This window comes from Bartonella sp. DGB2 (genome assembly GCF_046843095.1).
In the GTDB taxonomy this organism is placed as follows: Bacteria; Pseudomonadota; Alphaproteobacteria; order Rhizobiales; family Rhizobiaceae; genus Bartonella.
Map to the genome: position 1 here is coordinate 1 of NZ_CP177326.1, position 23,935 is coordinate 23,935.

General features: G+C 45.2%; 33 protein-coding genes and 4 pseudogenes. 31 read left to right on the plus strand and 6 right to left on the minus strand.

The window, feature by feature from the left end:
- The 16 genes and pseudogenes from ACK28X_RS06895 to ACK28X_RS06970 form a co-directional block, all read left to right on the plus strand.
- The coding region (locus tag ACK28X_RS06895; protein ID WP_412058320.1) for a hypothetical protein at nt 1-342 on the plus strand (342 nt) is incomplete at its 5' end.
- A gap of 47 nt (nt 343-389) precedes the next feature.
- Nucleotides 390-1,100: pseudogene (locus tag ACK28X_RS06900) on the plus strand (phage baseplate assembly protein V); the annotation flags it as partial.
- 9 nt (nt 1,101-1,109) lie between these two features.
- Nucleotides 1,110-1,736, plus strand: coding sequence for a hypothetical protein (locus tag ACK28X_RS06905; RefSeq protein ID WP_412057182.1), 627 nt, complete (start codon nt 1,110-1,112; stop codon nt 1,734-1,736).
- A gap of 38 nt (nt 1,737-1,774) precedes the next feature.
- The gene (locus ACK28X_RS06910) at nt 1,775-2,104 is read left to right on the plus strand and encodes a GPW/gp25 family protein (protein WP_412057183.1); all 330 of its coding nucleotides are present in this window, start codon (nt 1,775-1,777) and stop codon (nt 2,102-2,104) included.
- Entirely contained in the window at nt 2,101-2,397 is a 297-nt protein-coding gene (locus ACK28X_RS06915; protein ID WP_412058321.1) for a hypothetical protein, read from the plus strand. Before ACK28X_RS06910 ends, ACK28X_RS06915 begins: the two co-directional genes overlap by 4 nt.
- The gene (locus tag ACK28X_RS06920; RefSeq protein ID WP_412058322.1) at nt 2,354-3,037 is read left to right on the plus strand and encodes a baseplate J/gp47 family protein; all 684 of its coding nucleotides are present in this window, start codon (nt 2,354-2,356) and stop codon (nt 3,035-3,037) included. Before ACK28X_RS06915 ends, ACK28X_RS06920 begins: the two co-directional genes overlap by 44 nt.
- Nucleotides 3,024-4,265, plus strand: a complete 1,242-nt coding sequence (locus ACK28X_RS06925; RefSeq protein WP_412058323.1) for a phage tail protein I — start codon at nt 3,024-3,026, stop codon at nt 4,263-4,265. The genes ACK28X_RS06920 and ACK28X_RS06925 overlap by 14 nt, the downstream gene beginning before the upstream one ends.
- Before the next feature lie 9 nt (nt 4,266-4,274).
- Entirely contained in the window at nt 4,275-6,572 is a 2,298-nt protein-coding gene (locus ACK28X_RS06930) for a hypothetical protein (protein ID WP_412058324.1), read from the plus strand.
- 12 nt (nt 6,573-6,584) lie between these two features.
- Nucleotides 6,585-6,773 carry a hypothetical protein gene (locus ACK28X_RS06935; protein ID WP_412057119.1) on the plus strand — a complete coding sequence of 63 codons (189 nt, stop codon included), beginning with the start codon at nt 6,585-6,587 and terminating at the stop codon, nt 6,771-6,773.
- A gap of 122 nt (nt 6,774-6,895) precedes the next feature.
- A complete protein-coding gene (locus ACK28X_RS06940) occupies nt 6,896-7,384 on the plus strand; it encodes a hypothetical protein (RefSeq protein ID WP_412058325.1) in 489 nt (162 codons plus the stop codon).
- Nucleotides 7,356-7,871 (plus strand): hypothetical protein, encoded by a 516-nt coding sequence (locus ACK28X_RS06945; protein ID WP_412058326.1) that lies wholly within the window; start codon nt 7,356-7,358, stop codon nt 7,869-7,871. Before ACK28X_RS06940 ends, ACK28X_RS06945 begins: the two co-directional genes overlap by 29 nt.
- Nucleotides 7,859-8,101, plus strand: a complete 243-nt coding sequence (locus tag ACK28X_RS06950) for a hypothetical protein (protein WP_412058327.1) — start codon at nt 7,859-7,861, stop codon at nt 8,099-8,101. The genes ACK28X_RS06945 and ACK28X_RS06950 overlap by 13 nt, the downstream gene beginning before the upstream one ends.
- A 32-nt stretch (nt 8,102-8,133) precedes the next feature.
- Complete coding sequence (locus ACK28X_RS06955) at nt 8,134-8,385, plus strand: hypothetical protein (protein ID WP_412058328.1); 252 nt, start codon at nt 8,134-8,136, stop codon at nt 8,383-8,385.
- A gap of 93 nt (nt 8,386-8,478) precedes the next feature.
- The gene (locus ACK28X_RS06960) at nt 8,479-8,781 is read left to right on the plus strand and encodes a hypothetical protein (RefSeq protein ID WP_412058329.1); all 303 of its coding nucleotides are present in this window, start codon (nt 8,479-8,481) and stop codon (nt 8,779-8,781) included.
- Nucleotides 8,744-9,592: a hypothetical protein gene (locus ACK28X_RS06965; protein WP_412058330.1), complete on the plus strand. Its 849-nt coding sequence runs from the start codon at nt 8,744-8,746 to the stop codon at nt 9,590-9,592. The genes ACK28X_RS06960 and ACK28X_RS06965 overlap by 38 nt, the downstream gene beginning before the upstream one ends.
- Nucleotides 9,593-9,616: 24 nt before the next feature.
- A complete protein-coding gene (locus ACK28X_RS06970; RefSeq protein WP_412058331.1) occupies nt 9,617-9,847 on the plus strand; it encodes a hypothetical protein in 231 nt (76 codons plus the stop codon).
- Between the two features lie 12 nt (nt 9,848-9,859).
- Here the strand turns inward: ACK28X_RS06970 and ACK28X_RS06975 are convergent, their stop codons facing one another.
- Together ACK28X_RS06975 and ACK28X_RS06980 are read right to left on the minus strand one after the other, a co-directional pair.
- Nucleotides 9,860-10,219: a type II toxin-antitoxin system RelE/ParE family toxin gene (locus ACK28X_RS06975; protein WP_412057374.1), complete on the minus strand. Its 360-nt coding sequence runs from the start codon at nt 10,217-10,219 to the stop codon at nt 9,860-9,862.
- On the minus strand, nt 10,219-10,488 hold the full coding sequence (locus ACK28X_RS06980) for a type II toxin-antitoxin system ParD family antitoxin (protein WP_412058332.1): 270 nt from the start codon (nt 10,486-10,488) through the stop codon (nt 10,219-10,221). The genes ACK28X_RS06975 and ACK28X_RS06980 overlap by 1 nt, the downstream gene beginning before the upstream one ends.
- Before the next feature lie 163 nt (nt 10,489-10,651).
- Between ACK28X_RS06980 and ACK28X_RS06985 the strand changes: the two genes are divergently transcribed.
- The 13 genes and pseudogenes from ACK28X_RS06985 to ACK28X_RS07045 all read left to right on the plus strand — a co-directional run bounded on the left by ACK28X_RS06985 (nt 10,652) and on the right by ACK28X_RS07045 (nt 18,592).
- A complete protein-coding gene (locus ACK28X_RS06985; RefSeq protein ID WP_412058333.1) occupies nt 10,652-11,839 on the plus strand; it encodes a phage tail sheath subtilisin-like domain-containing protein in 1,188 nt (395 codons plus the stop codon).
- Nucleotides 11,839-12,336, plus strand: a complete 498-nt coding sequence (locus tag ACK28X_RS06990) for a phage major tail tube protein (RefSeq protein WP_412058334.1) — start codon at nt 11,839-11,841, stop codon at nt 12,334-12,336. Before ACK28X_RS06985 ends, ACK28X_RS06990 begins: the two co-directional genes overlap by 1 nt.
- Before the next feature lie 69 nt (nt 12,337-12,405).
- Nucleotides 12,406-12,672: pseudogene (locus ACK28X_RS06995) on the plus strand (phage tail assembly protein); the annotation flags it as partial.
- 140 nt (nt 12,673-12,812) lie between these two features.
- Complete coding sequence (locus ACK28X_RS07000; RefSeq protein ID WP_412058335.1) at nt 12,813-13,367, plus strand: hypothetical protein; 555 nt, start codon at nt 12,813-12,815, stop codon at nt 13,365-13,367.
- Complete coding sequence (locus ACK28X_RS07005; protein ID WP_412058336.1) at nt 13,364-14,359, plus strand: hypothetical protein; 996 nt, start codon at nt 13,364-13,366, stop codon at nt 14,357-14,359. The genes ACK28X_RS07000 and ACK28X_RS07005 overlap by 4 nt, the downstream gene beginning before the upstream one ends.
- A 73-nt stretch (nt 14,360-14,432) precedes the next feature.
- Nucleotides 14,433-14,687 carry a hypothetical protein gene (locus tag ACK28X_RS07010; protein ID WP_412058337.1) on the plus strand — a complete coding sequence of 85 codons (255 nt, stop codon included), beginning with the start codon at nt 14,433-14,435 and terminating at the stop codon, nt 14,685-14,687.
- A gap of 2 nt (nt 14,688-14,689) precedes the next feature.
- Nucleotides 14,690-15,063, plus strand: a pseudogene (locus ACK28X_RS07015) (phage tail protein).
- Between the two features lies 1 nt (nt 15,064).
- Complete coding sequence (locus tag ACK28X_RS07020; RefSeq protein ID WP_412057129.1) at nt 15,065-15,280, plus strand: tail protein X; 216 nt, start codon at nt 15,065-15,067, stop codon at nt 15,278-15,280.
- A gap of 4 nt (nt 15,281-15,284) precedes the next feature.
- Nucleotides 15,285-16,520 (plus strand): contractile injection system protein, VgrG/Pvc8 family, encoded by a 1,236-nt coding sequence (locus ACK28X_RS07025; protein ID WP_412058338.1) that lies wholly within the window; start codon nt 15,285-15,287, stop codon nt 16,518-16,520.
- Between the two features lie 66 nt (nt 16,521-16,586).
- Nucleotides 16,587-17,252, plus strand: a complete 666-nt coding sequence (locus ACK28X_RS07030) for a lysozyme (protein WP_412057131.1) — start codon at nt 16,587-16,589, stop codon at nt 17,250-17,252.
- A gap of 170 nt (nt 17,253-17,422) precedes the next feature.
- Nucleotides 17,423-17,917, plus strand: coding sequence for an ImmA/IrrE family metallo-endopeptidase (locus ACK28X_RS07035; protein ID WP_412058339.1), 495 nt, complete (start codon nt 17,423-17,425; stop codon nt 17,915-17,917).
- Entirely contained in the window at nt 17,904-18,278 is a 375-nt protein-coding gene (locus ACK28X_RS07040; RefSeq protein ID WP_412057134.1) for a hypothetical protein, read from the plus strand. Before ACK28X_RS07035 ends, ACK28X_RS07040 begins: the two co-directional genes overlap by 14 nt.
- Before the next feature lie 59 nt (nt 18,279-18,337).
- Complete coding sequence (locus ACK28X_RS07045; RefSeq protein WP_412057135.1) at nt 18,338-18,592, plus strand: hypothetical protein; 255 nt, start codon at nt 18,338-18,340, stop codon at nt 18,590-18,592.
- Nucleotides 18,593-18,684: 92 nt separating this feature from the next.
- Here ACK28X_RS07045 and ACK28X_RS07050 read toward each other — a convergent pair whose 3' ends face one another.
- Both ACK28X_RS07050 and ACK28X_RS07055 read right to left on the minus strand, forming a co-directional pair.
- Nucleotides 18,685-18,990 carry a BrnA antitoxin family protein gene (locus ACK28X_RS07050; protein WP_412058340.1) on the minus strand — a complete coding sequence of 102 codons (306 nt, stop codon included), beginning with the start codon at nt 18,988-18,990 and terminating at the stop codon, nt 18,685-18,687.
- On the minus strand, nt 18,968-19,234 hold the full coding sequence (locus ACK28X_RS07055; RefSeq protein ID WP_412057383.1) for a BrnT family toxin: 267 nt from the start codon (nt 19,232-19,234) through the stop codon (nt 18,968-18,970). The genes ACK28X_RS07050 and ACK28X_RS07055 overlap by 23 nt, the downstream gene beginning before the upstream one ends.
- Before the next feature lie 101 nt (nt 19,235-19,335).
- On the opposite strand from ACK28X_RS07055, the gene ACK28X_RS07060 reads away from it, so the two are divergent.
- Both ACK28X_RS07060 and ACK28X_RS07065 read left to right on the plus strand, forming a co-directional pair.
- Nucleotides 19,336-19,695, plus strand: coding sequence for a hypothetical protein (locus ACK28X_RS07060; RefSeq protein ID WP_412057384.1), 360 nt, complete (start codon nt 19,336-19,338; stop codon nt 19,693-19,695).
- 696 nt (nt 19,696-20,391) lie between these two features.
- The gene (locus ACK28X_RS07065) at nt 20,392-22,410 is read left to right on the plus strand and encodes an ATP-binding protein (RefSeq protein ID WP_412058341.1); all 2,019 of its coding nucleotides are present in this window, start codon (nt 20,392-20,394) and stop codon (nt 22,408-22,410) included.
- A gap of 54 nt (nt 22,411-22,464) precedes the next feature.
- Here ACK28X_RS07065 and ACK28X_RS07070 read toward each other — a convergent pair whose 3' ends face one another.
- Together ACK28X_RS07070 and ACK28X_RS07075 are read right to left on the minus strand one after the other, a co-directional pair.
- Entirely contained in the window at nt 22,465-23,175 is a 711-nt protein-coding gene (locus ACK28X_RS07070; protein ID WP_412058501.1) for a Rha family transcriptional regulator, read from the minus strand.
- Nucleotides 23,149-23,520, minus strand: a pseudogene (locus ACK28X_RS07075) (antA/AntB antirepressor family protein); the annotation flags it as partial. The gene ACK28X_RS07070 and the pseudogene ACK28X_RS07075, both read right to left, overlap by 27 nt.
- Nucleotides 23,521-23,935 lie beyond the last annotated feature (415 nt).

Genomic DNA, 23,935 nt, shown 5'->3' on the forward strand with positions numbered 1-23,935 from the left:
TACGGTATGCGGCGGCGTACCCTGCATATAGCGATTGAATGTTGCATAGCGGGCTATGAGCAGGAAGATGATATGGATCGTTTGACATGGGATGTCGAAACCATTCTCTATCAAGCACCTAATCTTGCGGGGCTAGTAGAAAGCTGCTTATTGACCCAATGGGAGTATCATGGGGGCGCAAAAGGAACGACACTTGCCCTTTGGGCGACCCTTTATTACGACATCATCTATTGCACCCATATGGCGCCAAGCGATGAAGCGGTAGTGGTGCACAGCGTGCGCTATAGCTATGAGCCCGATACGGGGCTTTCGCACCGCAATGATTATCAAGAGGCTTTATAGATGTATAGCGAGTTGTATCGTCGTCTCTTGATTTAGAGCGGCGCGTTGCTGGTTTAGTGGTGGTTGGTAGTGTATCACAAGCCAATCATGAGAATGGGCGCTACCGTGTTAAAAGTGGTGACCTTGAGACCGATTGGTTGCCCGATATACAGCCGCGTGCGGGCAAGACCCGCCAATGGAGCGGGCGTGATGTGGGCGAGCAAGTTGTTATGGCGTGTCCAAGCGGTGATTTGGCGCAAGGGGTGATTGTAGGGGCGCTTGCGACCGAGACTACTCAAGCGGCCGATAAAGGCAACCTACACCGCACCGTTTATCCTGATGGAAGCCAAATAGAGTATGATGATGAACGCCATAGCTATACAATGACCATTGCGGACAAAGGCACATTTGATGTGTCTATTAGCAGTGGTGGCGGCTTTAGCCTTGCCATTGAGGGCGGCGCTAAGATCAGCGCTAAGGATGGCGTGCTAGAGATTTACGCGCCGCGTGGCATTATGCTTACTACCGATGAAACGATCGGGATTAATGCACAAGCTATGCAAACAAAACTGCCCAAAGGCATTAGCATTAAAACTGATGGTGATTTGGGGATAGAAGCACAAAATGTAACCACCAAAGCCGCAAATCAAATGCGCCTACAAGCAGGTGGTGTCGCCATTCAATCAGGCACGCTTAGCCATAATGGTAGCAATATTGGGCAAAGCCACGTGCATGGTGGCGTTGCGGTCGGTGGCTCTATCACTACCTCAGCGCAATAGAGAGATAGTATGAGCGATCCTGTATTGTTTCTTCTAGTCTGGCAGATATGGGCTATATTAGCTTGTGGATACGTTGGGTATCATATTGCCAATAACGGCATACACACGGATGATAGAACCGCAAACATCTTCTTTCCATCCCTTTGCTTTGGCTTGATTGGTGCGAGTTTTTATAAAGCCGCCGTGTATTTTGGTATGGCTGAACCTTTTCCGGCTATCCCTGCGTTTTTTGGGACAATTATTATAAGCGCGCTTTGGCGTAAATATTTTCGCCTATGGTTTTATAAAATATTACGTAAGTTGGATATTAGTCACTGCGACCACACCCCTTCTGCTTGGATCCAGTTTAGCGAAACTCTAAATGCGCGTCCTCAGGAAATTAATGTTGTTTTGAAAGATGATACTACCCTTGTATCAAGAGGTCTTCATCGTTTTGTAAACCTTCCTAACGGTCCCTATGCTTTGGGGGCGACAGGCGACGTAGTGCTTTATATTACGCATTCAATGGCCCCTGCCCAAGAAGACTGGATAGAATATGAAGATGTTTTACACAAAGAAGCAGGTGCTTACGCGACTTACATTCCTGCTGATCAGATCAAAATGGTAAGCTTGAGAAGAACGTGCGCGACTTCTTAGAATTCCCAGCGCAATAGAGAGATATTATGTTGATTGGCATGGATAGAGAGAGTGGAAAGCCGCTTTCTGGTATGGATCATCTGCGGCAATCGCTGATTGATATTTTAATGACTGCTAAAGGAAGCCGTGTGATGCGTCGCGCCTATGGTAGCGATGTAGCGCGCTTACTTGACCAGCCAGTGAATGCATTTTTTGCTGTGGATCTGTATATGGCTGTAGCCCAAGCGCTTAAAGAATATGAGCCGCGTTTAAAGCTGAACACGATCTCTTATACTATGCCCCAAGCGGGCTGTGTTGAGATCAGTTTTGACGGGCTTTACATGCCAAGCGGCAAGCCTATTAAAATGGAAGGGCTGGTTTTACAATGAGCCAAAACGCCTATTTCCATACATTAGACTTAACGCAAATTCCTGCCCCTGACTTTGTTGAAGAGGTCTCTTATGAAGCCATTCGCCAAGCTGCCATTGCTAAGTTAAAAGCGTTAGAGCCAAATTATAGTGTGCTTGAGAGCGATCCCGCAATTAAGGTGATTGAAGCCTTTTGCTATCGGGAGTTTTTATTGCGCCAACGCATTAACGATGCGGCACGCGCTAATAATATTGTGAGCGCGCGCGGACATGACCTTGATGTTAGGTGCTTTTGCCAATGTTATGCGCCTTGATAGAGAGACGGACGCGCGCTTTCGCTCGCGCATTCAGCAAGCACTAAGCGGCCTTTCAACCGCTGGTCCAAGACGGGCTTATTTGTTCCACACGATGAGCGTTTCAACAGCGATTGTGCATGCTAATGTTGATAGTCAGAACTTAGGTGAGGTGAACATTAGCCTTCTTGCTTATGAAGATGTGAAGGATGGTACAGAAGAAGAAACGGTGATCGGGCGTGCTTTATTTGCTCAACCAGAGCAAAGCGCGTTTACACGTATCCTTTGCCGCCCCGATCATGAGATTTTAAAGATGGTGCGTGCGCGTTTAAACCAAGAGGATTTACGCCCTTTAACCGATCATGTTGTGGTATCTATGGCGGTTCCAAAGCCTTATTCTATTGCCGCCAAGCTTACAATTTATCCCGGTCCCGACCAAGGCGTTGTGAAAGAGCAATCCCTAAAGCGCTTAAAAGCCTATTTGCAAGAGGTGCAAAAGGTTGGTTATAGCGCAACGCGTTCTGGCCTTATTGCCGCTCTAACAAGCACAGGCATTCAAAATGTGGTGCTTGAAGCGCCAAGCGTTGATCAGCTTTGTAAGAGTTTCGAAATCGCTGTAGCCACAGATATCGCGGTGGAGATTGACCATGTCAGCGTTTAGTTCGCTTCTGCCGGCAAGGTCAACAGCCTTTGAGCGCAATCTAGAACAAGCAACAAGCTTTCCAAGCTTACCGATTGATGCTTTGGCTGATTTTACCAATCCTGATGCTATTGCGGAACATCTCTTGCCATGGCTGGCGTTTCGCTTTGGCATTGAGATATGGAATGACCAATGGACGATCGCCCAAAAGCGCCAAGTCATTGCCCGCGCCTTTGAACTCCAGCGCATTAAAGGCACGGCGGCAGGATTAAAAACCTATATTGCCTTGGTTGGTAGTGAACTACGCCAAATTGTCACACCCCCGCAACGGATGTTTTTGTCAGAAGGCATGAGCAAAGACAAGCTAGAGGCGTGGCATAGCGAGCAACCACAAATCCGCATTCGCTTTGTAAAAGAGCGGTTTCTTGCCCAAGGTGAGGCCTTTTGTGGGCAGGGCTTTTTAAACCATAGTTTTCTATTGCCATCGCGCGCACGCCAATTTTATGGGCGGCGCGCTAGTTTGTGGCAGAATGGTAAGGAGACACCGCTTACCAAAATTGACTTACCCGCAAGGCAAAAGCAGCGTGTTGAGCGCTTTCTGTTAGCAGGTGAGGCTGGACAGGGCGCCTTCTTAGGCAAGATGGGGCGTAGCTTTTTAGGTGTTTGTAAGAGAGAGCCACAAATTATCACAATACGCCAAGACGTGGATTACTATGATCAAACCTCGCCCCTATGGCCTAATGGGGTGAGCGCCTCTCTTGAACCTATGGACGTGCGACCTAAGCGGATGTCAAGCAAAGGCGAGGATGCCTATGGCATGTTTTGTGGCAAAGGAACAACGCGTTTTCTAGGGCGCAACTTTTTATTGCCCTCCAAAGCCCATGAGATGATCTATGACTCTATTGCGCTTTATGAGCAAAAGCCAACATGGGCTAAGCGCACTACCGGTGCTTTTCTTGGCCATTGCCGCCTTTCTATGCCCGCCTATCAGGCAGAAGTGGCTATTGATTTAAAGGTTAAGAGCCGGCCACGCAGTAGTTTCTTGGGGGTGAGCTTTTTAGGAAAGAGCTTTTTATACACGAAAGACCACAGCCAAATGCAACAGGTCGCGCGCGCTATTGCCCTTTCCAAAGCACAACGCGACCAAATTTTGGTGACATGGCAAACCACGCGTCCCCGCCGCTTTGATGACCAAACACCGCTTAATGGATCGGTGCGGTTTAATAGCGCGCTACCCTTTCAGCTTTAGGAGTATTTTATGGAAAAGACCGCCATCTTTTATCCACAACAACAAATGACCTCAGACTCTCTCAATAATATTGGTGAGTTTGCGCGCGAGGGTTTGGATCATATTGTCCATGATGCAATCACCAGCACCACCAAATTTTGGAACTTTCCCGTAGCCAAGACCGGCCCCATGGAGGTAACGGTTGGCGAAGGCAGGCTTTATTACAATGGCAAAGTATATGCGCGCCAAGAAGATAATGGGGTGATTTTATCCCTTGCCAACTACCTACCAACCATCACTAAGAAAATTGTCACCATTGCGGTTTGGGGCAAAACGCTTGATAGCGCTATTGAACCAGTTACCTTTCTCGTAAAGGAGAAGTCGGATAAAGAGTCAGATGAATGGTCAAATAAGATCGAACCACGCCCCGTAGCGACCGTCAATCAGCGCTTTGCAGAGGTTAATGCGGTAGAAGGCATTGAGAACGCCAATCCACAACCGCCCATCCTTGATAGCGCTGTGGTACCTGTAGCCTATGTCACGCTCACACCTGCGGGCATAGCCTCAATTGAAGCGGTGCAAGAGAATAGGATTATCTCGCTTGAGAAGGTACAAACCGATATCACAAATGTGAAAGGCTGGATGCACAACACAGGTAAGCGCATTGATACGCTGGATACCGATATGACCGCCTTAGCATCAAGCCTTAAAGGCGTGGTGCGCCAAGATGAGTTTTTTAATGCCGCCGCTGATATTGGTCGCCTCAAGGCGCGGGTTGGCATGCCTGAAGATATGTCCTTTTGGGGTGCTGATCACTATTTAAGCCTTAAGCAATCCGATAGTGATAGCCAACACCCTGAGTATCTTTGTAAGGTTGAAGAAGGTATACGCTTTGGCAACGCGGCTGAGCGCAAAGCTAATATCAACTTGCTTAATCCATTAGAGCCGCGTGTTATGCTTAATGGCAATTTTGCGCTTCCCGCCTATAGTCCTAAACTAAGGCTTGATCTTGCGGGTAAGGATGGTGAGATTATCCTTTCGCAATATACGGTGCGAAGCGGTGTGAACATGGTGCAAAAGACCCGCACCCGCACACGCATACGCTATGGGGTTACAAGGTCGGTGTGCACCAATTCTTCTTGGTGGAATTCGGGGCGCTATGACCCCGTTACGGGGATCTTTCGCAGGGATGGTGAGACATGGGAAGTAACACCAGAAGATCGTCGCAACGCCGCCGCCCATACGGGCTATGTGCGGGTGACCCAATTTTGGTATGATAGTTATGATGAAGCCTATTGGGATGCGCAGGTGGAAACGTTCACCCTAAACGGCACGATTGCCGCGCAAACATGGCTCAATGCACAGGATGGTTGGTTGACCCATATTGATTTGTTCTTCTCACAAATCGCTAAAACGGGTGACATCCATGTATTGATCACAGAAACCGATCACGGCGCACCTGATTTGAACAAGGTGTTGGCGCGGGTCAAGATCGCAGTAGAGGATCTTAAAGTCTATCCCCATGAGACCAAAGTCCCTATAGGCCCCGTCTTTGTGACCAAAGGCCGCTATGCTTTGGTTTTGGTAACAGATGGTGCGCATATGGCCTGCACGATCAATGGCAATAAATATGGCCAAGGCCAATATTTTTATTCGGGCGATGGCGGCGGCTGGTTTATGGGCGACGCTAAAATTGATCTTGCTATGCGCCTTTATTATGCCCATTTCAACGCAACACGCGCAGAAGTGCAAGTGGAGCCATGGGTGTTGGAAGGCGGCATTGGTGATGTTGATATTTTGGCCGAAAGCTTTGTGCCCGAAGGCTGTCAATTGGTGTGGCAAATCCGTGTTGAAGGCCAATGGAGACCCATTGCTAGCGATGCACCAAACCTCTTGCTCGGTCTTAACCCGCTTTATGAAGCGCGCTTGGTGTTCATTGGAACAACTGACCTTATGCCAAGCTTTACCTTTGGCTCTGCGTCAAGCATCACAACAGCGCGCGCACGCACAGATTATACCCATATCTCAAAGGCACGCACAATGCCTACAGGCGTCACCCTTGTAGAGGTGCGCTTAAGGCTTGAAGACTACGAGCAGACTAACCACACATGCGTTGTGCGACTTATGGCTGGTGATGATTTTAAAAGCCTTACCGCGCCAAGTAGCGTCAAGGATTATAAAACTGAAGATCCCAACGCGATAGAGCGGCGCTGGCAATTTAAGTTTACCTCCCTCAAAGCCTATAAAATCAAGATTACCGGCACCACTAAAAGCCCACTTAACACCTATCACGTAGCAGAGCGCGTTGATATTGGTCGCACAGCGTAAAGGAGAAGACTCATGGCAAAGACGACACAAGAGAGCAAATATGAAGCCGATATCTATTATAAGGTCACATTCAATAGACCAGTGACTCTTCATAATACAACCTATACCGCCATTAGTACTAATTATTTTCTAGGAAGCCTGCTTGAAGATGTTGACCCCGCTCTGATTGAGGAAGTCATTAGAGTTGGGCCAGAGGTTTAAGCGAAGATAAACAAAGGTTTTAGCTGTGCAGCAGGTAGAAAAGAAACACCCAGAAAGCCGCTATCCAGCCTATTGTGTACGCGGTAGTGATATTTAGATGATGTGCGCGCTGGAACCGTTTGGTGCGCGATCTTGACACGCGTCTATTAAAGGTTGAAGGCCAAAGCTTTAGCTTTGATGAAGCCAATAATGAAGTGTTGGCTATGGGGCTTAAACGGCTTAATGAGATTTTAGGGCCGATAACAGAGCGTTTGCGCAAACTCACAGAACTTGGGTTTTTGCTTGCTGATGTGGATGGTGCTTTAAGCGTTCGCCAAGGGGATATCCGCGATATTGCCTTAGCCTTAGTTAAGGGTGAGCAAGCCGAAAGCTTTGTGCCCTCGCCCTTCGTGGCTTTAACCAGCAAGCATGATAGTACGGCTTACGCCATTTGCCGGATGATTCACTATGATCGTGAGAGAGCGGTTTTACGACTATTTGTCATGGCGGTTTATGGGGCAAACAGCGATGCAACGCTTGGCCCCTTAGATGATTGGCAAGTATCAGCCTTAGCCGCCGCAACCATGGCTAGTCAGACCCTATTTGATCAGACGAAAAGGTTTACGCGATGACGTAGCCCTTGATAAACAAAAGGTCGAAGACGATAAGCAGCACGTGCATGTCGATTTAAACAATGCGATACAAGCACGCAATGGTGCGCAAGTAGCAAAAAATGACACGCAACAATTGCTTGCTGATTTTAAACAACGCTATCTAGGGGCGCTTACAAGCTTACCTGTCAAGGCTCCTATCGGCACTTTGGCGTTTGATATAAGCCAACATCCCAATCAGATGAAGCAAATGTCTAAAGATGGCTGGGTTCCCACTTCTACGGTGTCGATTGGTGGTTTGCGTCAACAGCTTTATGTCACAAAAGTAGAGGGTGAAACGGGTCCATTTAAGGTTGATGGTGGGTTTGATGATGGCATGGTCTTTATAAGCGGCAATAGTTATTATGAAGATTATGGATTAAGTTTTAACAAAGCAACGAGCACCTTTAGCCTCAAACTAACAGCGCCGCTTAAAGCCGGCACGCAGATTTTGTTTTGGGGCTATTAAAGAACGATGCCAGTGACATCTATACTAAGAAAGAGACCGACCAAACACTTGCTAGTACCAAGCAACAGATAGAGCGTGACATTACCACTACTAAGCAACAGATAGAGCAAGAGCTTAATCAAAAGCTAAAGCAACAAGAACAGGATATGCAAAATCGGCTAGCCAATCAAAAAAAAGCCTTTGATGCGCAATTTGCTGATTTAAAAAAAAAATTTGGAATAACCCCCTAAATTGGCCAAAGACAGCTGATGCGTCGCTTTATTTGGAGACAAGCGGTTATATTAAGTTTCCAGAATGGGTAGATGATGACACGGCTATTGAAATCATAGCCTATGGTGCGGGTGGGAATGGTGGGGACGGTGATTATTATTATGAGCATAATTGGCTAAGTAGTAATGAGTATCGTGCTGGTGGTGGAGGCGGCGGCGGTGGGGGCGGTCGATCTGTTTGGTATGGATTTAAAGCCGATTTAAAAGATAACCACTATGTTCATATAGCCTTAGTGTCACAATAGATACTATATTACACGCTGGGAGCGGTAATGATGGTACTGACGCGCGTTGTTCTTCTGGCACCACCTATATAGGCCTAGGCGGTAGCGGTGGTAGTGGGGATAATTATGGCCTCGCTAAGCAGGGTTCAAGCCCCGTTAGAGCAGTGGACGGGTCGCGCGGATCAAATGGTCAGACCTTATTTTATGACTGGTCAAATTATGCGTATGGCGGTAGCGGTGGCAGTGGCGGTAGCTGGGGTGGTGCTGGCGGGAAAGCCCGCTGTTATGAAAGCGGTGGTGGTCAAAGCTATCGGGGCGAGCATGGAGAATCTGCCAGTGTCTCTATACGCTTTTGGAATACAAAATAAGGGATACGTTGATGCCTGTGCCAAAGGACATAACAGCCTATTACACTAACAAAAAAATTGAAGATGTTGAGCAAGCCTTAGCTGAGAGGATTGACGCTACCAAGAGTGAACTCACTCAAAAGATTGATGCTAAAAGGCGGGGGGATGGTGCGAGCAATCTAGAACTAAGACAACAATTAGCTATGCTAAAAATGCAGTTGAAAGGCCTATTGCCACCAGATGAAGAGATAGAAATTTTCGAAAGCAAAACTGTTTTATGGCCAGCTGAAGTCACTGATGATAGTTTCATAGAAGTATGGGCTTGGGGCGGAGGCGGTAGCGGCGGCAAAGACGGTAGTGGCGGCGGGGGTGGAGGGTGTGGCGTAGCTAAATATTTGAGAAAAGATTTGCCTACGCCATTGAACGTGATTGTTGGGAAGGGCAGTAACGGCAGTTTTAATGGTGGCAGTACATTCTTTGACAGACATCTATTCGCAAGCGGTGGTACTAGTGGCGATTGTCCAAGCGGAGGCGGTAGTGGCGGCCCTATTCTAAGTAGAGATATCCACAGAGGCCATTTCAGTGGCGATGGGGGAGAAGCAGATCTCAATGGAGCGGGATATGGAAGGAATGGCCTTTCTTCTATTTATGGGGGCGGAGGAGGTGGTGGAGGCTATGGTTATCAACAAGGCGGTGATGGGGGGAATAGTCTTTATGGGGGCGGAGGTGGTGGCGCTACACAAGGTGGTGGGGGTGGTGCATCTCAATTTGGCGGCCGCGGCGGAAAATATGGATCTGATGGCGAGATAAGAGGCGGCGGTGGAGGCGGCGGTGGAGGCCGCGGCGGTAATGGTATGGTTTTAATCAAAATTTGGTACTAAATTAACACAATCAAAGGAAACAGCATGTATTACGCAGTTGTAAAAGACGGCGTGGTGGTTAACACAATCGTTGCGCCCGAGAACTACACCTATCCATTTGATGACGGAGCGATTGCCATTCCCTCTAATGAAGCGGGTATTGGTTGGCGCTATGAGAATGGACAGTTCATCCCGCCAGAGGAAACAGAAAAAGTGGTATTAGATGTTCCACCAGATATCCGATTATCTACGCCTATTAAAAAAGCTGAAACCTAAAAAGTAAGCCTTTTATTCATCACGATTTTGTAAGCGGTAATGCAGCATAATCGCTTCCTCTTTCAAGCTCTTTTCCAAATCAAGAAGACGGGCTGGTAAATCGCGTGCTGCATTCTGAATGGTTAAAACCGTAAGGCGCTTAGGGCTTAAATCACAAAAAATAAAATGTTGCTCAACGCGATAAAAGAACAGATTTTTTGATATTTGGCTATCGCTCCGTAAAAGCGCCCTTGGATTTTCCATAATCCTATCAATAGCTAGGTAGATAAGACTTAGGTATTTTTCGGCCTGCTTTTGCCCCCAATATTGGGTGGTGTAAAGCGCAATCTCATCAAGGTCAGCATAGGCGTTGAAAGTAATTTCAAGCTGCATTAAGCTTCACCAGTGCTTTTCATTTTTTTGTATAGATTGTGCCCCGCTTTAGCCGAACCTGTATAGGGGATCGTACGCCCATTTGATGCATCTTGATAACCACGCATAAGGCCATCGCGGATTTTCGCAGCCTCTAACACCATCTTTTTTTCACGCAAAACAGCACGAACAAATTCGCTTGGCGTTGCATAAAGCGTGCCGTCACCTGCGTGGCTATCTACAAAGGCGCGTAACTCATCGGTTAAAGAAATATTCAAACTACTAGCCATGTGTATGCTCCTATTCATCCTGCTATGATAGGACTTTGGCGTTAAATGTCAATATATGCCAAATATTGTTATACAAACTCAGCTTATGGCTTCCATAAAAGAGCACTTCAAATACAGCTTTATCAAAGCTTACTAATTTCTTTTCGCAACGAAAGGTTACCCTATGACAGATTTTTTACATGGTGCTGAAGTCATTGAGATTGACGACGGCCCCCGCCCCATACGCACAGTCAATAGCGCAGTTATTGGCTTGATTGGCACAGCACCTGATGCTGATGAGCAAGTGTTCCCGCTTAATGAACCCGTATTGATCGCGGGATCACGGCTTAAAGCGGCAAAATTAGGCGCAGTAGGTAAAGCCCGTGGCACACTCCCTGATGCTGTTGCACAAATCTTTAACCAAATTGGTGCGGTGATTGTGGTGGTGCGGGTTGAGGAAGATAGGGAAAGTTTTGCAAAAGTCCTTGGCGGTGTAAATGAGGCCGGCGCTTATGAAGGCCTTGACGCCTTCTTAGCCGCTAAGTCTAAACTGGGGTTGGAACCACGTATTCTATGTGCGGCAGGCTTTACCCATCAACGACCCCAAGAGGAAAAAAGCAAGAAGCCTATCATAAACCCCGTTGTTGCTAAGCTTAGCATCATTGCGCAAAAGCTTCGCGCCATTGCAGTAATTGATGGACCCAATACAACCGATGAAGACGCACAGCAATATGCTGCTGATTTATCTTCCAAGCGCCTTTATATGGTTGACCCCTTTGTTAAGGTTAGCGCAGGTGATCATATACTTACCCTGCCAGCAAGCGCCGCAGTTGCTGGGTTGATTGCCAAAATTGACTATGAGAAAGGTTTTTGGTGGTCACCGTCCAACCAAGTCTTGAATGGGGTATTGGGGCTTGCGCGCCCCGTTGACTTTGCGCTTGGCGACAAAGCAAGCAGAGCTAATCTGTTAAATGCAAGCAAGATCACCACCATTATTCGCGAAAATGGCTATCGGCTTTGGGGCAATCGTACCTTGGCAAGCGAAACCAAATGGGCCTTTTTGCCGGTGGTACGTACCGCTGATATGATTGAAGACAGCATCTTGCGTAGTCATCTCTGGGCGATTGACCGTACCATTACCAAAACCTATTTTGACGATGTTTGCGAAAGTGTGAACGCTTATTTGCGTGATCTCAAAGCCCAAGGTGCCATTCTTGGTGGCAAATGCATTGCCAATCCTGAACTTAATAGGCCCGCCTCTTTAGCCGATGGTGTTGTGTGGTTTGACATAGACTTCACCCCACCAACACCCGCTGAGCATATCGTCTTTCGCTCAAGGCTAACCAATGATTATTTTGAGGGAGTTTTCTAATGGCGTTACCTCGTCTTCTCAAACTTTTTAATCTTTATCTTGACGGTCGCTCTTACCTTGGGCGCGTTGATAGCGTCACTTTGCCTAATCTTACGGTACAAGTAGAAAGCCATCGCGCCGCTGGTATGAATGGACCTGTTGAGATTGAGTTAGGCCTTGATGTCATGACCATGCAAATGGTGATTTCTGATTATGATCCTAAATTATTAACGCTATTTAGCACACCTAACACGCCGTTAATTTTGCGCGGCTCTGTACAGGCGCAAGGTAGCAAAGAAGAGCCCGTGGTGATTTCTGTACGTGGCCTTCAAAAAGGCTTGAACTTTGGCCAATGGCAAGGAGGACAAAAGACCACGCAAACCATTGATTATACGCTTTCATATTTCCGCTATGAACAAGACAATGTGGAATATGCCGAGATTGACATTGTTAACATGATCCAACGCATTGGCGGCGTTGATCAACTTGCCGCACACCGCACGAATATTGGACTTTAGGAGAAAAAACATGAGCGTTAATGTTAAACTCTAGCAGGGAAATTTGCATTAGAAGAAACATATGAGCTTGCCATGCCGCTTGAGTTTGAAGGCAAGGTTCACGAGGACATCACACTACGGCGTGTCGCAGTTGGAGACTTACGCCATGTAGACTTAGAGCGTATAAAGCAGGAACAAGTTGAGAAGCTTATTGTAAGGCTATCTGGTTGGCCCCCAGAAGCCGTAGCGGCACTAGACATGTATGACATGAACGCCCTTGCGGAGATGATTGGCCATTTTTTGCGGCCATCCCAATTAGAGATTGGGACACAGCCGCCACCTACATCACCGACCTAGCCCTTGTGTTTCATTGGCCGCTTTCTGAGCTTCTAGAACTCTCACCCCACAAGAGCTCGTCTCTTGGCACGAGTGGGCGCGCAAAAGATTAACACCACCTGAACCACCTGAACCACCTTCCCCACCTTCAAAGGATCATCATGGACAAATTAGCTAATGCCGTGATCAAGCTATCGCTTGAAGATAAAATATCCGGTCCCATTAAACGTATGCAAACTAAGCTCAATAAGATGGGGCGGGTTACAGGTCTTTCTACCTTGTCAAAATCGGTCAAAGGTTTAGGCAAGGCTTTTGACAATGTGGGGGCTGGTGCAAACAAAAGCTTAGGACGGATTGCGAAGTTGACAGCTCTTGTAGGGCTTGGCAGTGGTGGTTTGGTAGCCGGTGTTTATGGGCTTGAGAAGAAGCTAACAACCAATGCCCTTAGCCTTAATAATTGGGCACAAGCCATTGGCACCTCAGCGGAAAGCTTGCAAGAGCTCCAATATGCAGGCGATAGTTTTAACATAACGGCTGATAGTATGGGCGATGGTCTTGCACAGATGACGCGGCGCGCCAATGAATTTATCGCCACGGGCAAAGGGAAAGGTGCAGAAGCCTTTGCCGCCCTTGGCTATAGTGCACAAAGCCTTAAAGAAAAAATGAAAGACCCCGCCGCACTGTTTGGCGATCTCATTGAGCGCATGGGCAGATGAAGAAAGAAGGCCAACAAGGCTTAAGCGAGCAAGTCTTTGGCCTTGATAAGGGGCCGCAGTTTTTGGCCTTTATGGGCAAAACACGTGAAGAGATCAAAGCCATGCGCCAAGAGGCGCGCGCTTCGGGAAGCATTATTGGTGATGATGCGGTGGCGGGGGCACTTGATTTAAATAATAGTATGAAAGGCCTTTCGGATCGCTTTAGCACCTTTACCAAGCGGATCTCTGTAGGGTTTATGCCCATTTTGAAAGAGACTCTTGATTGGCTTAATCAATTGATTGATGCCAATAAGAATTTAATCAATGACAAGATCAAAGAGGGTTTAGAGTGGTTTAAAGGAACCTTGAAGGACTTAAAAGACCCAACATCAGACTTACGCAAGAGCATAGATGACTGGGCAGAGAGTTTTAAATGGGTCTATAATTGCATAAAGCCTGTGGCAAGCTTTTTGAGCAATCACCTAAAGCTGGCGCTTGTGGGTGTTGGCCTCTATATAGCAGGACCGCTCATTGGGGCACTTGCGGCGCTTGTACCTGCTTTTATAAGTCTAGGCGCGGCGATGCTGGCAACACCTATTGGTTGGCTTATTGTGGGGATTAGCGCGCTGGTACTGGCTATTAAGAACTGGCGTAGCATTACAGACTTTCTAGCTAGCTCATGGGAGAAGGTTGTTGATGTCTTTAGCAATGTTGTCAATTATATATCTAGCATTGACTTCTTAGGGCTTGGTAAGAGGATCATCGGCTTTTTATGGGAGGGCATCAAAACCGGCTGGAATTGGATTACTGACTTTTTTGCAACCTGCTTTGACTTTATTACTGATGTTATCAGTAATATTGGTAGCCGCATGTTAAATTTTGGCAAAGGCATCTGTAGCTTTTTATGGAATGGCTTAAAATTGGGTTGGAATAACTTAACAAAATGGCTCCAAGATAAGATTATGGGTCTTATCAGCTGGATGCCTAACTGGGTAAAAAACAAATTAGCTTAATGTTGGCGCTACGGTAACGACTAAAAGCGTTGAAGAGGTACAACGAAACATTGTTAGCGATGGCAATAGCCAATTGGAAGCAGACGCGCAGGCACAAGCCAAGATAGCATCAAGCCAACCACAAACGCCCACTGCTACTATCCCGCGTCTTAGTGGCTATAGCGCTCCCAATACTGTTGCCTATAATCCAAGCATAACGATTAGCAATCTTACGGTGCAAAGCAATGGCGATGTTAAAGACGTTGCCGCGCAGATCAAGCGTACCTTGCAAGACATGGCCATGCAACAGCGCCGTGAGCTCATGGCACAATTGGGTGATTTAGCATGATGATGGCGTTAGGCGACTTTCGCTTTTCCCTGCGGCAATTGCCTTATCAAAGATGGGCACGAAGCGATAGTTATGGCTGGGTTGAGCAAGCGCGCTTAGGCCGTAAGCCCGTTTTGCAAAACCCAACGCTTAATGCAACAAGCATCAGCCTTGAAGGGGTGATCTACCGCAGTGGCGTGGTGGTTATGGCCAGTTGGACGCGATGCGCGCTATGGCGAGCGAGGGAAAACCGCTTTTGCTTATCTCTGGTGATGGTAAGGTGTTTGGCGAATTTATTATTGAAAGCGTAGAGGAAGAGAACACCATTTTTACCCGTGATGGCCAACCAAAGCGTCAAGAATTTACCATCAACCTTAAAGAATATAGCGGTCAATAGTATGGATGAGATTTATCTTACGCGTGAAGGCGATATGGTGGATGCCATTTGTTATAATTATTACCCAAAGGCTTACCAAGATTTGGCGCTACGCCTTGTTTATGAAGCTAATTACCGTTTGACCGATTATGGAGCGCATTTGCCTGCGGGTCTTAAGCTTGTTTTGCCTGATCTACCGACCCCCAACGCAGGCTCCTATGTGAACATTTGGGATTAAGCCCATGCAGCCTATTTGTCAGATCATCAGCCATGAGAGAGACATCACAAACAAAATAGCGCCCTATTTGTTAGAAGTTGAAGTAAAGGATGAAGCGGCCAATAAAAGCAATAGTTTAACCCTTACCCTTGATGATGCAAAGAGCGCGGGTCATGATGGTTTGACTATCCCGTTGATTGGTACGGTTATTGGCGTGCGCTTAGGCTATACAGAGGGAGAGGTGCGCGACCTTGGTAGCTTTACGATTGATACGATAGCACTAAAACCCAATCCGCGCAGTTTAACGATTACTGGCCATAGCGCTGATATGCATAAAACTTATCGTAGCGCCAAAAGCCAATCCTATCATCAAACTACCTTAGGCACGATTGCTCAAGAGATTGCAACACGCAATGGGTTTGAAGCGAAGTTGGACAGGGATTTAGCTAAAATTGTTATTCGGCATATAGATCAGCATAATGAAAGTGACATGGCCTTTGCGGCACGGTTGGCTTCTATGTATGACGCAGTGGCTAAGCCCGTAGATGGCAAGTTGGTTTTGGCTAAGCGTGGTACGGCTAAAAGCCTAAGTGGCACTGATTTAGGCGTGTTTACGCTTAAAGAAAGCATGTGTTCTGACTGGAAGTTTAGCTATGAAGCGCGGGTTGAGGCGGGTCAAGCCAATGGTTTAGCCAGCACAGCTTGGGAATTGCCAGAGGAGAAGGACACAAAGCCAAGTGGCAAAGAGGATATCATCCATAGCGGGGATATGGATAAGAAAGACGACAGGCCTGCGGATAAGGGTGGTGTTACGGTACAATATAATGATATTCGCTCTGGTTCTGTAAAAAGCGTGCAAGTAGGCAACGCGCCTTATCAACAAGCGCGTCACAGAGCCCATAATGAGGCGGCGGCGGTAAGCCTTGCCAGCACACAAAAGAATGAGGCGACACGCGGCAAAGCCAAATTTAGCTTTGAGATGGGCGGAGCACCTTCTATCATGGCAGAAACCAAGATTGTCTTGTCGCCACCGTTTCGACCCTATATGCCCTCCACTTGGCGTGCGTTGAGCGTAAGTCACAAGCTTACCGCTGAAAGTGAAAGTGGCTATGTCACAAGCGTTGAATGTGAGATCTTTGATGAAAACCAAGAGCGCATTGTCGATCATATCCAAGCAACCACACCCTCAAAGGATGATCTCATTGATGACAATGCACCTCCACAAAATACCGCTAATGATGATGTGATCCATATAAGTTAGTTTACCACACCTATTCTATGAAACCACAATCCCCCGCTTAGGCGGTTTTTTTTTTTTGGAGTAATCATGACCCGAAGGATTAGCAAAGAAGGGCTTGCACTGATCAAGCAATGGGAAGGTTTAAGGCGTGAAGCCTATTGCGATAGTGCGGGTGTGTGGACGATTGGCTATGGCCACACGGCCGCCGCAGGTGCTCCCTATCCCAAACAAGGCATGGTATTGCGTGAACAAGAGGCCGAAGCACTTTTGTTGCAAGATCTGCACCAATATGAGCAAGCCGTTGATGGCCTTGTTAGCGTTGAATTAAACGACAATCAATTTGGAGCACTTGTTTCCTTTTGCTTTAATGTGGGGGTAGATGCATTTGAACGCTCAACCCTTCTCAAGAAGCTTAATCAAGGTGATTACACTTGTGTACCAAGTGAACTTGCCAAATGGGTGCAGGCAGGGGGTAAGCGTATTGTTGGCTTGGTCAATCGCCGCGCCGCTGAGGCTGGCCTTTGGGCGCGCGGTGACTTTGTGGTATCACATTATCAAACACCACAAGTAAGCGAGAAGAGCGCCTTGTTAAAGGCTGGAACGATTGCGCCGCTTATTGGTTCTTTATCAGGGCTAAGTGGCTTTGTGAGTGGTTCTGGTCCTGTGCAATGGGCATTTGCTCTCATCATGATTTTAGCCGCAAGCGTGGGTGTTTTTGTCTTCCTACACCATGAAAAAGAGAGACGGTTGTAGCTGATTAACTGACGGGTTAGATACGTATCAAGCGTTCTAGTTAAAATATTTTTACTATAGAAACAAATACAAAGATGTGATATAAGATGTGAATAATGTCCCTATAAACGCTCTTTGAATGTTTAAAGTACTATATACTTATAGGGGATAAGATAGTGCAGGATAGAGCCATGCAACCCAATTATGTTAAAGCCAAGAATACGGCTCTTGGGCTATTAAAGACATACGGTATCAGTTCTCCCCCCGTTAACGTTATGGAGCTTGCACGAAATGAAAACATCAAACTCAAATTTGTAAGCTTTACATCAGAGGAAGCGATTAACAATGTTTCTGGGTTTTATGACGCCGAGGAACACGCGATTTATATCAATAAGGATGAATATCCCTTACGGCAAATGTTTACCATTGCCCATGAGCTTGGCCATGCCTTACTCCATAAGGAATGGGCGGCGTCAAACGCGTACAAAGTCCTTATGCGCCAAGACCTGAATAATGAAAACGCTGTGCAAGAAAAAGAAGCCAATTGTTTTGCCGCTCATTTGCTTGTGCCGCGCTTTATGCTGGATGAATTTTATCAACAGCCACTGCCAACGCTTTCAAAGATATTCTTAACCTCCATTCCTATGCTTAAGAACCGACTAGAGTTTGAATATGGCATTGGATAAGGGGGGCTTAAAAAAAGAGGTATCTATACTAGATACGGATAATTCATCAGTACTAGAAGAGGATTTGAAGAGTTCTATAGAGCATAAGATGCGACTGTCAAAACTTGATCACCAGCAATGCATAGAAAAAGAAAAAATAAAAATCGGAAAGCTTGGTGAATTCTTTGGCTCTTGGGACAATATGCCCCTTTTTATCGCATTGATAGCAGTTGTTGGCGGTATTTTTATATTTGCACTTCTTTGTTTTGCATCTTTTTTTGTATCTGAAAATGTCAAGTTATTAAGTGATCTAAGCAAGACATCCGTCACAATTTCACTAACTGCGCTTGGTTATATCTTTGGGCGAGGCATATCCAAATGACAATAGGATACGTAGTAATCCACTTGGCAGACTGATTCGAACCTTATTAAGGAGCGCATATGCCGTTTCCCTACCGCCTTGGGGTTTATGGTGCCCTAGTCCTTGCCGCTTTTATGAGCGGCTTTTTTTATGGCAAAAGCATAGCACGGGTAGATAGCTTAAAGAGTGCTGTTTCGGCCTTTCGTGAGAGGAGCAAAATCACCGATGAAGTTATTAACCTTTCTGATTTTGACCTCTGCCGTGCTCTTGGCGGGCTGTCAGATGAATGCACCGCCCTTGTGCATGGGCTGGACGAGACCACCCCGAGTCAATAAGCCCGCACGCCTTGTTGCCGATGAACCAAAGCTTGCGCGTTGGGTACTTACCACTGATCTATTCGGCAAAAAACAACATTGTTGGAAATAGGTTACTCTTCACTAGCTTTTGTAAGGACTTCACTCATTTTTGCGCGCCAATCAGCCCCACATGTCTTAAAGTGAGCGATGACGTCAGGGGCGAGTCGCAAGGTTACAGCCTCCTTTGGTACACTTACCCGCGGCCGCCCACGCTTGCGTCTTTCCTCTTCCACACGTTGAAAAAAAGAAGCAGGCAAAACCTCTTGGGCTGGTTTTAAATGCGCTAACTCCTCATCAGTTAAAGGTGGAGAAGTAACATCTTCCCAATCTTCCTTTGTATAGCCTCGACCCTCCTTAAAGCTTTTTATAGTGGTCATTGAAAACCTTCCTTTCTTTTTCGTTAGCGGGGCGAAAGCTGATCACAGATATAGCTTCTGTTCCAAGCAGTGCAAATACAACAACCATTGTACCATTAGCAAAACGGCCAATCGCTTTTAAACGGTTTGAATAGGTGTCACTGATAAAAGCGTTTTTCCAATCAAAATAAATGACATCGCTAAAGTCTAAGCCATGCTTATCAAGGTTTGAAAGGCGCTTTGGTTCATCCCAAATTATTTTCATAATTTTTTTTGTACACGAAAAATAAAAACTTGTCAACATTTATGTGTACGAAAATTACAGTGGCAAGGCGTAAAATATCTACACAGTAAGAAGGATCCCCTATGCCCGAAAAACAGATACCCCCCGATTGGCTTTCATGGTTTGGCATGATGCTATCAACAGCGCTTGCTGGTATATTTGGTGCTTTTGTACGTCAATTGGCCAATCATGATAAATCGTGTTGGCAACGGGTTTGTGAATGGGTGGGCGGCGGTGTATTGGCGATTTATGCTTCACCCACCGTTTCTTATATGCTTTATCATCTCTTGCTAAGATTTGATATGGTGGGCGTTGATGATGGCCTCAGCCCTAATAATATTATGGGTTTAGCGGGGTTTATTTGTGGTGCTGTTGGTGTTTCCAGCATAGAGCTGTTGCTTAGCGTCTTGCGCTATTATTTTCACGTGGACAAAACTAGATAAGTCTATATTTTAGCTAGTTAAATTTTCTTGACATGAAAATATATCTACGCTACTATTGATCCAATTCATGAATGAATGACTTTTCTGAGTTATTGAGTTTAATAAAGTCCTAGTTTCCGCTAGGGCTTTATTTTTTATAGGTCATGCCAAGAGCAAAGTGTAAGTCATGGCTTTTATTTTTCCTGTACTGTGGCTCCATTTCTTTAAAAACTCACTCATAATCTCTGTATGGACGCGTCTACAAAACAAATGGTACTGCATGCGAAATATCGGTGCGAACCTTCTCTTATAAAAACAGTGCAAACGCCGTGATGATCTGCACCAACTTCTTATCGCTATCGTTTGACAGGCAAGAGAAAATTAGTAACATGAAGCACTAGAAGACTCATTTCGATAGGTGTCGTGTCTCTCCTAAAAAACTAATCACCCGCAATATTAGAGCTGAATTTTTGATTTTTATCCAATAAGCAGGCGAAGAAAGCATTCAAACTGGTTGTGAGAACTATTTAATTAGGCTTAGTCACAAGCTTATGGCAGAGTTATTCAAGTGCTCCATTGATAATATTAGTCTTTATCTTAAAAACATATATGCTGAAGGGGGATTGATTGAGGAGACAACTACCGAAGGTTTTTGGATGGTTTTTATATTTTATAATTGAGGTTAAGCGGTGTATCGGGTAATGTGCTGGAGCAGATATGAGCAATGTTAACATTAAACGGCTAATTGAAAACATCCGATCTGGCACTAATATTTATACGCCATTGCTAGAGCTAGTTGTAAACGCCATTCACGCCACCGAACAAAAAGGTGATGGGAAAGGCTCTATTAACATTCAAGTCATACGTAGCCAAGGCGATTTTATTGATAGATTGGGTGTTATTGATGGCTTTATCGTGAGAGATAACGGGATTGGCTTTACGGAAGATAATCGTAAATCATTTGATACAGTCTATAGTGACCAGAAGGCTCATTTAGGCGGCAAGGGTTTCGGGCGATTTTCTTGTCTCAAATATTATGATCATTTAGAGGTAGAAAGCACCTTTGTTACCAATAGTATACTCTACGATCGCTTGTTTAAGATGGGGAAAGAACAAGATATTATAATCAATGAGAAGACATCTGTTTCCAAGAATAAGCATACTGGCACAGTCGTTAAAATATATGGGTTAAAATCAGATAGTTTTCCGCATAAAAATATTGATAATATTGCTCATGTTATCGTAGCTCGGTTGTTATTATATTTTCTAGATAAAGATATAATTTGCCCAGATATCACACTATGTGAGGAGAACGACCCTAACAATAGTATTTGCCTCAACGATTATGTAATAAGCGATGATAGTAAAATTGTTGAACTACCTATTGAACGAAATATATTCACGCTCCAAGCGCACCAAGAAGCAGAAAAATTTCAGGTGCGGATTTTTAAATTTTATGGGCAAAGAAAAGATTTAGGAGCGCCTAAGAATGAAATTTGCCTTATAGCACATCGCCGAAATGTAGTATCCACTTCACTTTCTAAATATGCACCAGAATTTGAAGAACTGTTCTGCGATAATGATATAGATGGTATATCCTCAAAGGAACAAAAGTTTTGCCTCAAGGTCTACGTTTTTGGTGAGTATCTAAACCAACATGTGTCGCTTGAACGCAGGAATTTCAATTTTCCGCCAGATACAGATCTTTTTAGCAGTATTTCTCAAAGTCAAATTGAAGAAACAGCCGCTGAAATTGCTCAATCTGTTTTAGAAAATGCTCTTGCAAAGAGGAGGGCGGATAAACAGGAGCTAATTAATAATTATATTAGTAATGGGGCGCCATGGCATAAAACCCTCGCGAAGGAGGTTGATTTTAGTGATCTAGGTATGAAGCCATCAAATACAGATATTGAGCTTTATCTTCAACGGAAAAAGCACGAAAAAGAAACGGAAACACTTCAGCAGGTGACTGCCTTATTAAAAACGCAAAATTCCGATAAATTAGCTAAAAACGTCAGTCAAGTAGTGAAAAGGATTTCTGCAACAAGTAAAAATGATCTTGCGCACTACGTCTGTATGAGGAAATTGATTTTAGATATTTTTGAAAAATCACTGGAAATAGACGCCAATTGTAAATATAAATCTGAAGGCGAACTACATGATATCATCATGCCACGTAAAAAAGATACAGAAAGTCTCAATTATGATGACCACAATCTTTGGATACTAGATGAAAGGTTAAACTTTACTTCTTATATTTCATCTGACAAATCCCTAGACGGTTCTAAGAATAGTGGTCGGCCTGATATTATAGCTTATGATCAACGTGTAGCATTTCGGGGTGAGAATGAAACTAGCAATCCTATAACGATATTTGAATTTAAAAGACCACAGCGAGACGATTTCGCTAATGAATCCTCGAGCGAAGACCCCATTACACAAATTATTCAATATGTAAACCATATTAGAGATGGCGAGTTCCGTACACCCACTGGATTAAATATTCGCGTTAATGAAACAACACCTTTTTACGGATACGTGATTTGCGACTTAACACCTAAAGTAAATAGGTGGCTTCTCAAAATAAAAGACTTTAAGCCGATGCCTGATGGATTAGGTTGGTTTCAATGGCACGATAGTGGCAATCTCTATATAGAGGTCTTGAGCTGGACAAAGCTTCTTAAAGACGCAAAAATGCGAAACAAAGCGTTCTTTAAAAAGCTTGGGATAGGCTGAACTGATACAAGTCATCAAAATCCCCCGCCTAAAGACGGGGGAAGTTGTTTACGCTTAAGCGACCAGTAAGCGCTCGTTAGGTGCTGAAAGGTGTAGCTCTTCCAGCTTCTTAACGTCTCTTGTGATCATATCTCTTAGCGCTCTGAAAAGAAGATAATGAGCAGAGCGCATTTCGGCCAATTCTTTATCGATCACATCTAGCCATAGGACTTTCTTTAGGCGCTCTTCGACCTTTGAGAAGGATATCTCACGCCATATGCCTACGGCACCCATGTAAACATGGTTAAGCAAATAGGCCTCTGCTTCTAGTCGATATAGCGCGGCTAGTTGTTGGGCGTGTTTGTTGATGCAGTCTCTGATACGTAGCGGTATCTTTGCGCGGTCTTCTGGAAGGCGATAGACGGTATCATCTTCTTGCGTCAATTGTAGCTGTGGTTGATGTGCTTGTTCTAGTTCTAACCAACGGTCAACAATCTTTGCCCGCAACACTGTGCTGTAACCTGAAACGAGGATCAAGCATTCGCGCTTGGGTAAAAGGTATTCGGTTTGTTTGGTATTTTTATTGGTCGTATAAAGACGTGCAAAGAGAGACAAATCACGCTTTAAGACTAAAAGCATACGTTCAATATCTTTTGCGACTCGATCATGGCGCTTACCGCATAGCTTGGCGATTTCGCGGCTTGAAAGAGTGAGTGTTGCAGGTGCAATAGAACTTACTTGTTGTCCATTTTTAGCCGCTTGCTTGGCAAGGCGTTCACATTCAATGAAATACCGTCTTGCTTCTTTGCCGCGTTCGTTTTTCTCAACCATGGAAAGCTCTTTCGCCATGTCGAGAGTGAGTGTGTATTCCTTAGAAGGACGACCGATTGAGACGGTTTCTAAATTTTTAGAAAACATCGATTGTCCTTCATCTTGGACTTTCGCTAAATTTTTAGCGAAAGTGATAAAGTCCTGATTTTCTTGAAAACCATATTCGTTGATGCGGTTTTTAATCCAATCGCGAAAATTAGATTTAACTTCCAAAAAGGCATGTAACTCACGGGCATCAACTGTTTGCACAGTATCGTTAGAAATTTTTCTTTCTTGGATTGAGATCAAAGGGTTTGTCATGATATGACTCCTTATGGTTAACGTTTTGAATGAACACCATAAAATGGCGTCGGGCGCTCAAAACACGGCCATAAGTCCGTCGTTACACTTTCCCCTTGCGGGTATTGTATGGTGTAACTACACCCGACATAAGGCACATGCATAGAAGCATGGCAATAAGTCGAATTATTCGGAACGGTAAATAATTTCGGTTATTTAACCGCTTATGGTTTAAGTGTTTTGAAGCACTTGTTCTCAACATAGCGGTTTTAGGATTTTTGTCAAGCGAGGTGATTTGCCCCGTGCCCTACCTTTTGATTTTGATTCGTTTGGGTTTGATTTTTTGGTTGGATTGGAATAAAATTCGTATAAGAGGACTGCCATTTTTTCGACAAACCTATTCCCGAACCCCCCAAAATCAATCCCGAACCTATTT

Bases quoted from the DNA above. Each gene is read 5' to 3' on its own strand.
- ACK28X_RS06905 (WP_412057182.1), top strand. From the start codon at position 1,110: ATGAGCGATCCTGTATTGTTTCTTCTAGTCTGGCAGATATGGGCTATA.
- ACK28X_RS06910 (WP_412057183.1), top strand. From the start codon at position 1,775: ATGGATAGAGAGAGTGGAAAGCCGCTTTCTGGTATGGATCATCTGCGG.
- ACK28X_RS06915 (WP_412058321.1), top strand. From the start codon at position 2,101: ATGAGCCAAAACGCCTATTTCCATACATTAGACTTAACGCAAATTCCT.
- ACK28X_RS06920 (WP_412058322.1), top strand. From the start codon at position 2,354: ATGACCTTGATGTTAGGTGCTTTTGCCAATGTTATGCGCCTTGATAGA.
- ACK28X_RS06925 (WP_412058323.1), top strand. From the start codon at position 3,024: ATGTCAGCGTTTAGTTCGCTTCTGCCGGCAAGGTCAACAGCCTTTGAG.
- ACK28X_RS06930 (WP_412058324.1), top strand. From the start codon at position 4,275: ATGGAAAAGACCGCCATCTTTTATCCACAACAACAAATGACCTCAGAC.
- ACK28X_RS06935 (WP_412057119.1), top strand. From the start codon at position 6,585: ATGGCAAAGACGACACAAGAGAGCAAATATGAAGCCGATATCTATTAT.
- ACK28X_RS06965 (WP_412058330.1), top strand. From the start codon at position 8,744: ATGCCTGTGCCAAAGGACATAACAGCCTATTACACTAACAAAAAAATT.
- ACK28X_RS06970 (WP_412058331.1), top strand. From the start codon at position 9,617: ATGTATTACGCAGTTGTAAAAGACGGCGTGGTGGTTAACACAATCGTT.
- ACK28X_RS06975 (WP_412057374.1), bottom strand. From the start codon at position 10,219: ATGCAGCTTGAAATTACTTTCAACGCCTATGCTGACCTTGATGAGATT.
- ACK28X_RS06980 (WP_412058332.1), bottom strand. From the start codon at position 10,488: ATGGCTAGTAGTTTGAATATTTCTTTAACCGATGAGTTACGCGCCTTT.
- ACK28X_RS06985 (WP_412058333.1), top strand. From the start codon at position 10,652: ATGACAGATTTTTTACATGGTGCTGAAGTCATTGAGATTGACGACGGC.
- ACK28X_RS06990 (WP_412058334.1), top strand. From the start codon at position 11,839: ATGGCGTTACCTCGTCTTCTCAAACTTTTTAATCTTTATCTTGACGGT.
- ACK28X_RS07000 (WP_412058335.1), top strand. From the start codon at position 12,813: ATGGACAAATTAGCTAATGCCGTGATCAAGCTATCGCTTGAAGATAAA.
- ACK28X_RS07005 (WP_412058336.1), top strand. From the start codon at position 13,364: ATGAAGAAAGAAGGCCAACAAGGCTTAAGCGAGCAAGTCTTTGGCCTT.
- ACK28X_RS07020 (WP_412057129.1), top strand. From the start codon at position 15,065: ATGGATGAGATTTATCTTACGCGTGAAGGCGATATGGTGGATGCCATT.
- ACK28X_RS07025 (WP_412058338.1), top strand. From the start codon at position 15,285: ATGCAGCCTATTTGTCAGATCATCAGCCATGAGAGAGACATCACAAAC.
- ACK28X_RS07030 (WP_412057131.1), top strand. From the start codon at position 16,587: ATGACCCGAAGGATTAGCAAAGAAGGGCTTGCACTGATCAAGCAATGG.
- ACK28X_RS07035 (WP_412058339.1), top strand. From the start codon at position 17,423: ATGCAACCCAATTATGTTAAAGCCAAGAATACGGCTCTTGGGCTATTA.
- ACK28X_RS07040 (WP_412057134.1), top strand. From the start codon at position 17,904: ATGGCATTGGATAAGGGGGGCTTAAAAAAAGAGGTATCTATACTAGAT.
- ACK28X_RS07045 (WP_412057135.1), top strand. From the start codon at position 18,338: ATGCCGTTTCCCTACCGCCTTGGGGTTTATGGTGCCCTAGTCCTTGCC.
- ACK28X_RS07050 (WP_412058340.1), bottom strand. From the start codon at position 18,990: ATGACCACTATAAAAAGCTTTAAGGAGGGTCGAGGCTATACAAAGGAA.
- ACK28X_RS07055 (WP_412057383.1), bottom strand. From the start codon at position 19,234: ATGAAAATAATTTGGGATGAACCAAAGCGCCTTTCAAACCTTGATAAG.
- ACK28X_RS07060 (WP_412057384.1), top strand. From the start codon at position 19,336: ATGCCCGAAAAACAGATACCCCCCGATTGGCTTTCATGGTTTGGCATG.
- ACK28X_RS07065 (WP_412058341.1), top strand. From the start codon at position 20,392: ATGAGCAATGTTAACATTAAACGGCTAATTGAAAACATCCGATCTGGC.